9 protein-coding genes are annotated in these 13,744 nt (G+C 43.6%); 7 read left to right on the top strand and 2 right to left on the bottom strand.

Features of this window, described 5'->3' with window-relative positions:
* Positions 1–35 precede the first annotated feature (35 nt).
* On the bottom strand, positions 36–737 hold the full coding sequence (locus BWI93_RS07225) for an NUDIX domain-containing protein (protein WP_094809632.1): 702 nt from the start codon (positions 735–737) through the stop codon (positions 36–38).
* A 135-nt stretch (positions 738–872) separates the two neighbouring features.
* A complete protein-coding gene (locus BWI93_RS07220; protein WP_094809630.1) occupies positions 873–1,940 on the bottom strand; it encodes a YafY family protein in 1,068 nt (355 codons plus the stop codon).
* Positions 1,941–2,040: 100 nt separating this feature from the next.
* Between BWI93_RS07220 and BWI93_RS07215 the strand changes: the two genes are divergently transcribed.
* The 7 genes from BWI93_RS07215 to BWI93_RS28630 all read left to right on the top strand — a co-directional run bounded on the left by BWI93_RS07215 (position 2,041) and on the right by BWI93_RS28630 (position 13,709).
* Positions 2,041–3,603 carry a TROVE domain-containing protein gene (locus BWI93_RS07215; protein ID WP_094809628.1) on the top strand — a complete coding sequence of 521 codons (1,563 nt, stop codon included), beginning with the start codon at positions 2,041–2,043 and terminating at the stop codon, positions 3,601–3,603.
* 233 nt (positions 3,604–3,836) lie between these two features.
* The gene (locus tag BWI93_RS07210; protein ID WP_094809625.1) at positions 3,837–4,595 is read left to right on the top strand and encodes a nucleotidyltransferase domain-containing protein; all 759 of its coding nucleotides are present in this window, start codon (positions 3,837–3,839) and stop codon (positions 4,593–4,595) included.
* Between the two features lie 1,497 nt (positions 4,596–6,092).
* Positions 6,093–6,821: a LytTR family DNA-binding domain-containing protein gene (locus tag BWI93_RS07205; protein WP_094809623.1), complete on the top strand. Its 729-nt coding sequence runs from the start codon at positions 6,093–6,095 to the stop codon at positions 6,819–6,821.
* A 628-nt stretch (positions 6,822–7,449) separates the two neighbouring features.
* A complete protein-coding gene (locus BWI93_RS07200; protein ID WP_255157766.1) occupies positions 7,450–8,010 on the top strand; it encodes a response regulator transcription factor in 561 nt (186 codons plus the stop codon).
* A gap of 75 nt (positions 8,011–8,085) precedes the next feature.
* Complete coding sequence (locus tag BWI93_RS07195) at positions 8,086–11,193, top strand: two-component regulator propeller domain-containing protein (RefSeq protein ID WP_094809618.1); 3,108 nt, start codon at positions 8,086–8,088, stop codon at positions 11,191–11,193.
* A 264-nt stretch (positions 11,194–11,457) separates the two neighbouring features.
* Positions 11,458–13,161, top strand: coding sequence for a glycoside hydrolase family 88 protein (locus tag BWI93_RS07190; protein WP_255157765.1), 1,704 nt, complete (start codon positions 11,458–11,460; stop codon positions 13,159–13,161).
* A complete protein-coding gene (locus BWI93_RS28630; RefSeq protein ID WP_255157764.1) occupies positions 13,083–13,709 on the top strand; it encodes a hypothetical protein in 627 nt (208 codons plus the stop codon). The genes BWI93_RS07190 and BWI93_RS28630 overlap by 79 nt, the downstream gene beginning before the upstream one ends.
* Positions 13,710–13,744 lie beyond the last annotated feature (35 nt).

Here is a 13,744-nt window from a genome sequence, read left to right as displayed (position 1 = left end):
TGAAAAAAATATACGAATAGTTAAAAATAGATTCGTTAAAGGCTTAGTTCCGGACTGGGAATAAAGTTTAGAAACGCATTATGCGTAAGCTGATATTTGTTGGAATTGACCTGATATAAGTAAGCCCCTCGCCGGGAATATCCCTTCTGTTTTTCGTCTAATTTGGTTAACAGATTTGTAGACAGGATTTTACGACTAAAGTTGCGTTTGTCAAATTCCGTATTATAAATCGCTTCGTACAGTTTTTGCAATTGGGGAATTGTAAATTTTTCGGGTAAGAGCTCAAAACCGATGGGGTGTTGAGCAGCTTTGTAGCGAAGTCGCTTCAGGGCGAGATCTACCATATCTCCGTGGTCGAAGAGCAGGGGAGGTAACTCATAAATGGAAAACCAGCGAGCCTGGAACGTACTGGACAAGGTTCCTTCAAACTCATCGATTTTAATTAACGAAAAGTAAGCAACGGATACGGTACGCGTAATAGGGTCGCGAGTAGGATTCCCAAAGGCATACAGTTGCTCCAGATACACATTGGTAAGGCCTGTCAGATCAAAAACAATGCGGCATGCAGCGTCCTCCAGGCTTTCGTTCGGTTGCAGCCATCCACCCATCAACGACCAGGTTTCGGCCTCGATACCCCGCTTCACGAGTAATACTTTTAGGCCTTCGCCGTCAAAGCCGAAAATGATGGAATCTAAAGCCAGTAGATAGGGATGCTGTTGTTGGTATTGATCTAACATGTACGCTCACTCAGGAATGGACCACGCTTAAAAAGGGAAAGTAATTTGTCCGAAGATAAAGCGAAAATGTTAACTTTTTGTTACAAGTTCAAGATACACTTTCAAGCCGTGTTTCTGGTTCTACATTCACCCCAATTATAGCAGTTCATTTTGGCTGGAAGGCTGCTCAATTACCCGGGATGAACAGTCCTCCTGGTAATGTTCCAGGGCGGCCTGAACGTTCTTCTTCATGCGATCTCTTAGCATGCGGGGCCGTAGCACTTTTACCTTCCCGCCAAAGCCAAGGAGCTCCCGTTCCAGTTCAAAGTTAACAATAACCCGGATGCGAAATACTGAACCGGAAGAATCTTTAGAGAGCAACTCCTGCGACGCATGCAGGGGTTTCGTAACCACATAGGGGGCATTGGAGGCAGCTACCCAGAAAACCACTTCACAGTTTTTCTGACCAGGGGTCTTGGTTACGCCAATTACATCAGAATAAAAGGTTTGTAAATCCAGGATCTCATTGGGGCGATAGGCTTCATGCAAATCTTCCTGCAAGGCATGAATCCGGTCTAAGGCTAATGTAAGAATTGGCTTACGTTTCTGATGCGATTGCCCGAGTACAAACCAGCGGTTGCGGTACTCTTTTAACAGATACGGACTAAAACAGAACGTAGCCGACTGCCGGGCCCGGAAGGATTGGTACGTCATACAAAGCGTTGTTTTTGAAACAATGGCCTTCCGAATAGTTTCGATGTAATTCAATCCCAGTAAATGCTCATTCTTTTCAAAATCCACTACGGGTAAACTACTCGTTTGCTGGGTGTAGATCTTGTCCTGCAGTTTACTAACCATTTCCCGCAAGTCCGCAAAGTGGTTCAGTCCTTTGAATTGTTGTAATAAACCCGCCACTTCCCCCAGAAGTTGCATATCCTGAGCATTCAAAGGAATGTTGGTGATACTGAAATGCTTATCGGCGTAGATATAGTACTTACGGTCCACTACGACAATGGGAGCTTCATAGCCCAGTTTCGAACTTCGCATCATCTCCAGATCGGACTGAACGGTTCGACGGCTTACCCCCTTTTCAAGGCCCTGATACTCGTACAGGGCTTGTGAACAGGCTTCCATCAAATCCTCCAGAGTCCACGTGCGGTATCGATTCTGCAGACATTGATCAATGGTTCGGTAGCGAATGAGGGCGTTGCGATTGAGCGGCATGAGAAAAAATTTTCAGAAAATTAGAAATTATTTTCTACTACGCACAAAGACTGCGTAGTAGCCTTAAACCTTTGTATCGTCAACGAAAACAAAGACAGTTATGAAATTCAATACAACGCCTCAACAAAGTCAGCCGATCCTGAACCATGAAGGAGCGAAAGCCTACCGCATGAATCCAGCTCTGGAGTTGTATTCAACCGTAGTAACCTGGTCTTTGAATGATACCTTTTACGAGCCCAATGATGAGCGACTCATTCGGATACGCAATCTGATTGCTCAGAATGATCCGGGTTTTGTAGCAAAACTAGCCATTTACGCCCGGCATCAGATGTATCTGCGTTCGGCTCCTCTGGTACTACTGGCAGAATTGGCCCGCATTCACTCCGGGGATGACCTCGTCGCCCGAACGACGGAGCGGGTCATTGCCCGTGCCGATGAAATCACGGAGCTACTGGCCTGCTATCAGGCTCTAAACGAACGGACCGGTTTGAAAAAACTCAATCGGTTATCGAAGCAACTGCAAAAAGGGCTGGCTTCGGCGTTTAACCAATTTGATGCGTATCAATTTGCTAAATACAATCGAAATACGGCTATCAAACTGCGGGATGCCTTGTTTTTAGTTCATCCCAAAGCTAAAAATCCAGCTCAACAGGAAATTTTCAATCAAATAGTAACCAACACATTACCTGTACCCTATACCTGGGAAACCGAATTGTCAGCGTTGGGGCAGCAAAAGTTTAAATCAGCCACGGATAAAGAAGCTGCCTTTCAACAAAAGTGGGAAGAACTGATCGATAGTAACAAACTGGGATATATGGCTTTGTTGCGAAACCTGCGAAATGTGATCGAAGCCGGGGTCTCGTATGCACATCTGAAAGAAGCCGTCAATACTTTAGCCTCGCCTGAACAGGTCGCCCGGTCGAAGCAGTTTCCCTTCCGCTATTTAGCCGCTTATCGTGAGTTACAGGGAACGGAAATGAAGCGTCATAAGCAGGAAAGCTGGATTGAAAAAGTCTTCAGTGGTCAAGGGTACGTAGGAGAAGTTTTGGACGGATTGGAAAAGGCCGTAGTTCAAAGTGCCCGTCGGATTCAGGGTTTCGATGAACATACCCGCGTACTGCTAGCCTGCGACGTATCGGGCTCGATGCAGAAGCCTGTTTCACCGCAGTCCAGTATCTTACTTTACGATATTGGTTTGATGCTAGCTATGCTGTTACAATCCCGTTGCAGGAATGTACAGGTTGGAATGTTCGGCGATAGCTGGAAGCGAATCCAGGTTCCTAAAAATCAAATACTCGCCAATGTGCATGAATTCTATAAACGAGAGGGAGAGGTAGGCTATGCTACTAATGGCTATCTGGTATTAAAAGAACTGATAGACCGCCACGAGAAAATGGATAAAATCATGTTTTTCACGGATTTGCAGCTCTGGAACAGCGGCTCAGGGAGTGATCAGCTAAGTAACCTGTGGGGGAAGTATAAACAGGAGATTCACCCTTCAGCCCGTCTGTATTTGTTTGACTTAAGTGGTTACGGCAAAACGCCCCTACAAGTCCTCCGGAAGGATGTATACCTGATTGCGGGCTGGAGTGATAAAATCTTCGGGGTACTGGAAGCCCTTGAAAAGGGTGAGTCAATTCTGGAAATGATTAGGAATTATTGACTTTTGATAACGCGTAACGGTAAGGTTTTCACACGTAACTGTGCTTAGTACGGTACGGTCTAAGCTTTAGAAGCTCAGCCCAAAGGATGCCGTAGCATCGGGATACTTCGCAGCATGTAGGGGGGGCATTATGACTTCGGTCAGGATGGAGGTTCGAGTCCTCTTAGCGATACCCCGCTCCCGATTCGCCCGTTGCTCCTTATTCCGTTCGTTACTTTTCTAAATGACTTTGTATGAAAAATAGAATCGCTAGCCTTTTTATGGACAAAAGCGAAATTCCGCTTTTTTACATTGAAAGTGGAAGCCGGCTTTGGGGAATTGCCAGCCCTGATAGTGACTTTGATGTGCGAGGTTTCCACCTTCCGGCCAAAACAAACTATTTTGATTTTAAGAAACAGCGGGATGTATGGGAGGTAATGGATGGAGAACTGGATTTTGTCTCGTATGGTCTGGATAAGATGTTTGGATTATTACAAAAAAGTAACCCTACAGTTTTTGAGTGGGTGCGAGCCGATCTGATGTATTGGAATGAACTACCCGATTGGACTACATTCCGTAGGGAAGTTACCGAAAATATCAATTTTAAAGCTCTCTACTATCATTACCTCTCGTTGGCCAAGAGTCACTTTTACAAGCTGGAAAGCGATCAGAAGTTTACGTATAAAGTAGCGTTTTACTGCATTCGGGGACTGCTATCCGCGGAATTAGCTAGCCAGCAAGTAGTGCCAGAGCTTTGGATCGACGATCTCTTCAAGCAGTTTGGTATTGAATCTGAGGTGATCAAACTTGCAAAGGCTAGTCTGGAAATAAAAAGACAGCAAACGGAAAAAGAAGAAGTAAGGGAAGCAGATAAACAAAAGATCGTACAAGTCATCAAAGCGTGTCTGTATCGTTTTGAGGGCAGTACGCCAGGAGGTAGTTCGACTCAGGCAAAATTAGATAAAGTCTTAACGAATTATAGTATTCAAGTAAAATCCATGTTTTATGCCTGAGGGGATACCGCCTAGTATTGAAATAAAGCTTTGCCAAGCTTGATGTCTTACTGAATGGTAGCAAACGTTAGTTCTAAGGATATCGTAGAAACGGGTTACTTCGTATAGAATCTACTGAGGGTGAACCTATTGACCAAGTCAGTAGGTAGGTTCGAATCCTCCGAAAGGTCACCCACCCGAATCGCTGGTTACTCCTGAATCATTACAACCCACCCGTTAAAAGAAAAAGAAGGTGTCGTATCGCGGCGTTGCTTCGTGTCGCCGGTTCGATCGCTCTGGCCAGCCAGGTAGCTCAGTAGGTAGAGCAGATTTTTGCCCCGAGCTTATTACCCTTCTATACCCTTAAAGGTGCCGTAAAACAGTGATCCTTCGGTTAGAACATCCGAGCCGACAGGCCGGAAGGTCGCAGGTTCGAGCCCTGCCTTGTAGTTCAGTTAATAAAGCACTGTTTGCCTGTTGCCCTTTATTATTTGTGTAGCATTGGATTCATACGCTAATCTATACTTATTTTAAACGCTTAAAACTATAGTACAAAACATGAATGAGTTCAAAGTAAAATAAGATCAAAGAATATTTAAGCCTCATTCGAGTATAAGTCAGGGGTACTATTCATAATTGTATTAGTAAATAATATTTATTTAAAAGCTTCAGTGGCTACTTTATTAAATCATCTAATTCATAATAAAATAGATGATTTAATCATTAGTTAAGTAATTAAACAACTTAATACATAAATATTATTTAATTGGACTGGGTATTAATCATGTTTTTTGATAAAAGTTTTCAAATAAGATAATGTTTTCATTGATCATTTTGAAGAGTTGCCTGTTGTTTTACAGGCAACTCTTTTTTCTATTCACTTAATAACTGTAATCAAGAATAGTATTTCTCTAAAGTAAATGGTTAAACGAATGATCAAGATACCTGAATAAGGCTCAATGCGTAAGAAATGTACGATATAGTGACTAGCACGATGCCTGTAGCCCTGATCAAAAATATGCCTGGAATCCATCCAATAGTGTAATGTATAATTGTGTTGTAGTAATTATTGATTTATTTTGTAGTATTAATACTACAATTATGTTTTGTAATTAATTATTAAAACTCATTTAATCATATTTAATAATTGCTATATGATATTAAACACAATAATTACTACTATGTGTCACGTAAAATACTTTGCATTCGTGTCATTGAATGTTTATTATTATAGTAAAGCTATTTCGTACATACCTATAAGTTTGTACGATAATTGCTCAGTAAATCGTAGTTTTGTCAGTTTGAAAAATATCAAAATTTACATATAGTAGTACTTCGCTTTCTATTATGCGATCATCTGATCAAAAATTTCTGAATTGGGTTTTATCAGAATTCGAGGGTCTGTTTTCGAATAATTGAATCAAAATGTATAGAAAATTACGGTTACCATCTATTCGCTGATACATAATTAAGCAATAATGGCAACTTTAGTTATCTTACTAGTCCTGATTGAGCACCATGAATGTATTGATTTTAGAAGATGAACGGAAAGCAGCGAATGAACTGAAACAATCCCTGGAGAATCTACGGAGTGATATTCACGTTTGTGCTATTCTGGAGTCTATTGAAGAAGCTCGCGTGTGGTTTGCCACGCATGAGCTTCCGGATCTCATTTTTGCTGATATTATCCTGTCTGATGGTAAGGTTTTTCATCTACTCAAAGAATTATTGATAAAAGCACCTATTATCTTTTGTACCGCTTACGATGAGTTTGCTTTGGAGGCCTTTGAGACCAATGGCATCGATTATCTGTTAAAGCCCATAGAAGAAGAAAAGCTAGGGAAGAGTCTGGAAAAGGTGGAGACACTGAAAAGTGTCTTTTCTCAACAGTCCTTTCTTGAGGACATGAGCCGCTCGAAGACTATATTTGTACATTTCCGTGATCGGCTGATTCCCATCGAGCCTTCTGCAATCAATTTTATATACACAAGAAATCATGTCGCTCACATTCATACAGATTGTCAGCAGTATGAAATTCGTGAGACACTAGATGAGCTTCTTGACCTGTTGTCGGAGCGTGATTTTTTTCGTGCTAATCGGCAGTATATCATTCCGCGACAAAAAGTACAACATGTGGAACGTAGCTTTACCCGGAAATTAACAGTTATCCTGACGGTATCCAGCCCTCAGCCCATCATCGTTAGTAAAGCGAGAGCATCCGAATTTTTACAATGGCTTAAAGATTAGGAGTACTCATAGAAGAATCCTTTTTAAGTGTCCTTTTCAGTCACTATTTTGCCCACTTTGATAATTTATAGAGTACTATTAACAATTGCTTAGTTAACTTCGTTACGTAGAATTGCTCATCAGAGGTCTATCTGCCACTAGTCTCAAGCAAATTTTCAACAAGGTTAACGATCAATTATCATGCCGCCAGTACGCCTCTTGAGCCGTTTTCTCCTCCGTACCATCCAAAGACTTTTTCTTTATCAAATTTGTTGTCATTTGATAAAAAGGCGATATATTCTCGCTTATAATGGTATTTTCCTACGGAATTGAGGAAGATATCATTTACATACATTGCATTGATCTGATTATGCTCTCTAAATAGTACTTACCCTAAAAAATTAAGGTAAACTGTTTATGAAAAAGCTATATACGCCAAGATCTGCACAGTCCGGCAGGCATTATACGAAACTACCCCACACCCTGGTCTTCAAGAATGGAGACGTATCTATCTTGATATATTTATCACCACCTAACTTTTCGTGTCCAATTCCTTTATGAAAAATGTCCTCATTTGTGAAGACCACCCCGTTGTAGGCTTAGGGATTAAGTATTTGTTAGAATCTAACTTTCCTAACTAAACGTTTACCTGTGCAATGACTATGAACAGGCACTGCATTACTATAGCACAGTGCCCATCTATATGCTAATACTGGATCTGAATGTTCCGGGGGGTAACTCAATTAAAATGCTGGAAACCTTTCTCTATAAACAACAACAATCTCGTATCCTCGTTTTTTCTGCCTATGACGAAAAGGTCTACGCTTTACCTTGCCTGAAAGCTGGTGCTAAAGGTTATATCTCTAAACATTCTGCCCAGGAAGAGGTGCTACTGGCAGTAAAAACAGTTTTCAATAATGAGAAGTACTTAAGTCCTCAGATGCGGCAGGTTAGTATTGATAAGCTGTTACATCAGGCTGAGGAAATGCACGATAATCCTTTAGAAAACCTTTCGGACCGGGAAAAAGAAGTTTTACACTATCTGGTTAAGGGCTATGGTCCGGCTGATATCGGGCGTCAGCTCAACCTGCATATTTCTACGATCAGTACGGTTAAAAACCGGGTTTTCAATAAATTAGGAGTGAACAGTATCGTCTCTTTGATTGAAACCATGCGAGTGCTTCAGGGGACGCCTCCGGTCGCTGTATAGTCCTTTTTTCTACAAAGCTTGGGCAGCTACGCTACTATTAAACAGCGTAGTTGCTCCAGCTTTTTTTCTGGTATCATGTTATTTCGAATATTCATTGTTTGGCTGATTGGCTGGGGCGTACTGGTGCGTATACCGGGGTGTGCACAAACGTTTCACATCGATCATTATACGGATGATAATGGCTTACCCCAAAACAGTGTAAAGAGTATTGCCCGTGATGCAGAAGGATTTCTCTGGATGACAACGGAAGCGGGCGTGGTACGGTTTGACGGTCAACAGTTTTATACCTCTTTTCATACCCGTAGTCAGCGTTTTAAGTCATTATATCCGGACCTGGCATCCGATGGGAAAAGTTTGTTTGCCATCAATGCAAAAAGTGAGTTCATAAAAATTGAGAACGGTAAGACGTATGCGAAACAGACGTATTATCGTCCGCATCTTAAGCCCCAGTTAGCCTCTTTCCCTTTAAGCATTTCTACCGGTTTACCCGATAATTATTTCATGTTAGATACTGTTCGCAAGTATCTAATTCCCATGAAAAATGGCAACTTTTTTCTATGTACGCATACCTCTCTGGATGCGTATGTACACTGGAAAAAAGCGTATAGTCTAAAAAAACAATTCAAGGACTTCAAACACGTATTCAGGCTGGGGACCAGTTTGTTCGAATTTCAACCTGAGGGGAAAACGTTGCTGGTCAGTGAAGAACAACCCCGGATCTTTCCGTTAACTGGAGATATTCTCCACAATTCAGCTTACCGAACGCAAAAGCAGGCTATTCAACTGTATTGGAACAACGCAGCGGATCAGGCCTTTTTATACCTCAATGGTTGTTTGTACGAACTGAGTAAAACGACCAATGCATTAAAGACCCAGCTGATTCTGAAAGACTTTGACTTCTCGTTAATCAACATTTCCAGTTTATACTACGATTCAGCTCATAAACGGGTTTTTCTGGGAAGTTTAAGTCAGGGGCTTTATGTATGCACCCGAATGGATTTTCAAACTCTGCATGTGAAAGAAGGCGGTCAAAGGAATGTGTTCTATGCTCAGTCTTTATTCCAGGATTCCAGCGTAGTAACCAGCAAGGGGGTGGCCATGCGAACCAATGGCCGAAGTACCGTAATCCGGCAGTTAACCGCTCTGGCTCAAAGCCAATCCGATCGGTATATGATGGCCCAGGATCACCATCAGAACATCTGGACTACCTATGAAAATAAACTTTATAAATTTAACGCAACCGGAGATCGTCTCCTGAAGCAGTGGCAACTTCCCGGCCACATTTCCTGTATATATCAGGGCAAAACGGGTCCACTCTGGATTGGGGTCGATGGGCATGGAGTCTTTCAACTGGAGCAACAGCAGGAGGTACCCCAGCTTTACCTCAACATGCCGAATGTTCGCGTGTCCTATTTTCTTCATGAAAAAACGGATAAACTATGGGTAGGTACGTACGCGGGCCTTTTCAACGTTGACCTTCCTTCCCGGAAGGTCAACTGGGTACCTGCATTCAAAGACATCTACGTTCGAAGTTTACACTGCTCCAAAGCCAGAGAAGTGTGGGTAAGCACGGCTGAGAATGGAATCTATTTAATCCAGGAAAGAAAAGTCACGAATCTTCCATTAGGTCCCCGGCAACATTTGGCCCAGGCCCATTGTATCATGGAGGACTACAAGGGATATCTTTGGATTACGACTAATAAAGGCTTGTTTCAGGCTGCTAAACAGGACTTACTCGATTTTGCCCAAGGACAGACTAATGGAGAAATCTATTATCATCATTATACCAAAGAACACGGATTTCGTATCAACGAATTTAACGGAGGGTGTGAACCCTGCGGCCTAAGGGTTCAGGATCGTTTCTTTTCTTTACCTACTTTGAATGGCCTGGTTTGGTTTGAACCGGAGAAGATCCAACCCGAATTGCCAAAACGTCAAATACTTATCGATCGCATCAGTAGGGATGGTACAACGCAATTCCTGGCTTCGGACACGATAACTCTTCCCCCAAATCATACGCCCTTGACGGTTCACGTGACTACGCCGTACTTCGGCAATGCCAATAACCTTCGCCTTGCTTATGCATTTACCGATAACCATGAACAACCCCAAACCTGGAATACGTTGCACGGGGGGGATAAAACCTTTCAGATTAACCATTTAAGTCCGGGTACTTACAAGCTCTCCGTTAAACTCATCAATGGTTTTGGTAGAGATAATTATTCCGTTTGCCACCTTACCGTTATCATCCAGAAGCCCTGGTATCTGCAAATAGGATTTTGGATAGGTCTGGGAATAGCCTCAATCCTATTCATTTATGGAATCATTGAATTTCGATCCTCGTATCTAAAAAGGAAAAATCGTAACCTGGAGGCGGTGATTTCCGAACGAACCAGCGAAATTAAGCAAATGCTCGCCCTCGTACAGAACTCCCAACAGGAGCTGCTCTGGCGAAAATTCATTCAGGACCATATCATTGCGGCCATCAGTCATGATGTAAAAGCACCGTTAAGATACGTTGTCGATTTAAATCAGTTAGTATACCAGCATTTCCAGAAAGAAGGTACTTCGGCAACCATGCTGGAAATGACCAAGGGAATTTATGATTCGACGTATCGAATTCAGCAGTTGATCAACAATTTGCTGGAATACGTAAAACCCCAGATGAAGCAGTCAGGGAGTGTATCGTTGCAGGCGGTTAATCTTCGTGATCTTCTGACCAATAAAATTTCATTTTTTCAGGACAGTGCCCGAAGGAATGGTACAGTCGTCGTAAACCAGGTAAAAAATAAGGTGAGCGTCACGAGCAATCCGGAATTATTGGCCATCATTATTCATAATTTGCTGGACAATGCCATCCGCAGCACAAAAAATGGCCACGTCACCCTAAAAGCCTTGGAGATGGAATCAGAAATTCATTTGTCCATTCGGGATACGGGTCCGGGAATGCCTCTGGAGTTAGTGAAATGGTTCAACCAACCGCAATCCCGTAGTCTGGAAGAGGCGGGTAAGGCACTGCCCTCACAACTGGGCTTGGGGTTAATCATCATCAAGGATTTAAGCCAGTTATTGAAAATTCGGCTCGTCGTGGTTTCTAAAGAAAAGGTGGGTACCGAAGTATTGCTGATGTTTCGAAAGCAGGCGGTGGAAGATTTTCTCGTGGACCCCCAGTTCAGTTTTTAAAGCTACGAACACACCTTCGTTCCTACCCACCTGATTCAGGGTATAAGTACCTGTAGATTGTGGATAGTTTAGCCCAAAACAGCTCATTGCCATTTTAACGTATACGATAGTAAGGTACTCTTGAGCGACTATATTTTTTCGCCGTCACATTCAGCATCAAATGGTTATCCATTCCCTGAAGAAGTCACGCTTTTTCAGGGAATGTTTTTTTAACGTTTGCATCGATCCCCACTTTTTGTAATTACATAAGCAAGTATACAAGCTATGCTGACTACTGACAAAAATGCTTTTGGGCAGCCCTTCGTTCGTACCGAACAGGTTTCACAGTGGGCGTTAGGGGTGAAAGAACAACTGAAGCAAGCGAGCATAGAAGCCACGACTTTTCGTTGGGCCCAGGGAGAGCTACAGACGGCCCTGGATGACCACTCGTTCTGGTTATTCTATGATTTTCCCAATAAAGGAAAACTGGCCATTCGTACCTGTTATGATCAGCACCTGACGGGCAACGTACGCAACCTCAGGAAGAACAAACAATCGGCTGAATGGGAAGTAGAAGGGTCTCTGGGACTTTTCCGTATTAACCTGGAAATCTACGAGTCCGGCTTGTTACGGTATACCACCCGACTGACACCCTGGCAAGCGTTCACCGTACAGGGCTTTCCCCGGGATATTTATTTCCTCAACGCCGACAATGATCCCATGGAAACTGCGGGTAAGATGTACATCAAACAAAGCGGACCTACGGCGGGTCTGGTGTATGCTTCGGTCACGGAACCGCTGGAAGGTAGTTTTTTTTACTTTCAGAACCTGACTTCTTTAAACGAATATGGAGATGTAACGCAAACTGAACCCAATGGCTGTGTATCGGCCCAATGGCCGGAGCTGGGTTTTAGCTTACCAGCGGCCGAACAGCCTTTACCCGCGGAGAAGGAAGTTACGTTAAGCGATGCGTTTCTATATTTGAATGAAGTCATTCCTACGGATGAATTTGAGGGAGCGGAACAGTTTTTAGAGGCGATTGGACTCATCTATCCTCACGTACAGAAACCCGAAACGGCGTATTACGACTGGCCCAAGGCCTCCCAGCGAACCGTTGAAGCGTTAACCAAAGATGGTGAATGCGGCCGTCAGATCCATAATAAATTCTACGTTAATGCCTACGTAGGTTCCACGGAAAAGCCTCCCGAAAGTATGGTGCAACTGGCGATTCTGGTACCGCTTTGGGAGTACCAGCAGTGGCTGGGCGAGCCGGTGGAATTAGTAGAAAGGCTGCGACAAAGCATTCCTTCTTTTTACGATGAACAAAAGGAAACGATTGTTCGCTGGTTGCCCGGCGAAACCTTTAAAAAGGAGGAATTGAGTGAAGAGGAAGACCCGGATAAAATCGATTCCTGGTACCTCGTTCATATCCTCATGAATCTGGCACGGCTGGCCGAGCATGGCGATATGCAGGCGAAAGACCTGTTCCTGAAATCGCTCCAGTACGTTAGGAATGCGGCTCATCATTTCAAGTACGAGTGGCCCGTATTTTACCACGCCGAGAGCCTGAAAGTACTCAAAGCAGAAACCAGTGAAGGTAGGGGAGGTGAGCTGGATACGCCCGGACTCTACTGCCACATCATGCTTCAGGCTTATGAAATGACCCGCGATACGGTGTACCTCGACGAAGCAATTCATTCAGCGGAAAGGCTGATCGGCAAGGGATTTGATTTGCTGTACCAGTCCAATATTACCATGATGAGTGCTTTGACCCTGGTGAAGTTGTGGAAACTAACCGGTAATCACTTGTACTATAAGTTAAGTAAACTCAGCATTGCTAACCTCATTGCCCGCATGTGGGTTTGGGAATGTAGCATTGGCCTGGGTAAATACCGAAGTACCTTTTGGGCGTGGCTCCCTTGCGGGATGCCGAATACCTGGCCGCTTACGAAGAAGCCGAAATTTTTGCTACCGTACTCAATTACCTGAAGGAATTGGGCAGCGATGTCCCGGCTCCCATCCGGCAGATTTTTAGTGAGTACTTCAAGTATCTGTTGCATCGTGGAAAGTATTATTTCCCAACGGAATTACCTCCCGACATGATCAGTGAAAAACCGCGGGAGGGGCACATTGCTCCGAAATTGCCCATTCCGCTGGAGGACATTCCCACCGGACTACAAAAGGCGGGTTCGGTAGGCCAGGAAGTATACGGAGGAGCTTTGCCGTACATCCTGACTACGTATGCGTATAAACGTTTCGACCCGATGCCGGTGATGGTGTTTTGCGAATATCCCATCTACCACGCGGAATACGACGTTGTAAGTCCACACCAGGGATACGCATTATTCCGGCTGGGCGGGGTAACCGGGTTTACGTGTCGGTTTCGGGTAATCGCTCTGGGTAGGTCGTTTCCACTTATCCAGCTTTTTGATTCGGTAACGGAGGAACCCATGCAGCCACAGGACGAAACCCGCCAGTATCAGGAATTTATAGTACAGGGCGACCAGCAAATACGGCTGGAGTGGTCACGTTCGTAAGGTCAAATTCTATTTACTCACGTTAGATAATTTTC

It is taken from the genome of Siphonobacter sp. BAB-5385 (assembly GCF_002261125.1).
Classification (GTDB): domain Bacteria; phylum Bacteroidota; class Bacteroidia; order Cytophagales; family Spirosomataceae; genus Siphonobacter.
The sequence above is the reverse complement of the archived record's forward strand: the minus strand, read 5'-3'. Positions and strand labels throughout refer to the sequence as shown.

Bases quoted from the DNA above. Each gene is read 5' to 3' on its own strand.
- BWI93_RS07225 (WP_094809632.1), bottom strand. From the start codon at position 737: ATGTTAGATCAATACCAACAACAGCATCCCTATCTACTGGCTTTAGAT.
- BWI93_RS07220 (WP_094809630.1), bottom strand. From the start codon at position 1,940: ATGCCGCTCAATCGCAACGCCCTCATTCGCTACCGAACCATTGATCAA.
- BWI93_RS07215 (WP_094809628.1), top strand. From the start codon at position 2,041: ATGAAATTCAATACAACGCCTCAACAAAGTCAGCCGATCCTGAACCAT.
- BWI93_RS07210 (WP_094809625.1), top strand. From the start codon at position 3,837: ATGAAAAATAGAATCGCTAGCCTTTTTATGGACAAAAGCGAAATTCCG.
- BWI93_RS07205 (WP_094809623.1), top strand. From the start codon at position 6,093: ATGAATGTATTGATTTTAGAAGATGAACGGAAAGCAGCGAATGAACTG.
- BWI93_RS07195 (WP_094809618.1), top strand. From the start codon at position 8,086: ATGTTATTTCGAATATTCATTGTTTGGCTGATTGGCTGGGGCGTACTG.
- BWI93_RS07190 (WP_255157765.1), top strand. From the start codon at position 11,458: ATGCTGACTACTGACAAAAATGCTTTTGGGCAGCCCTTCGTTCGTACC.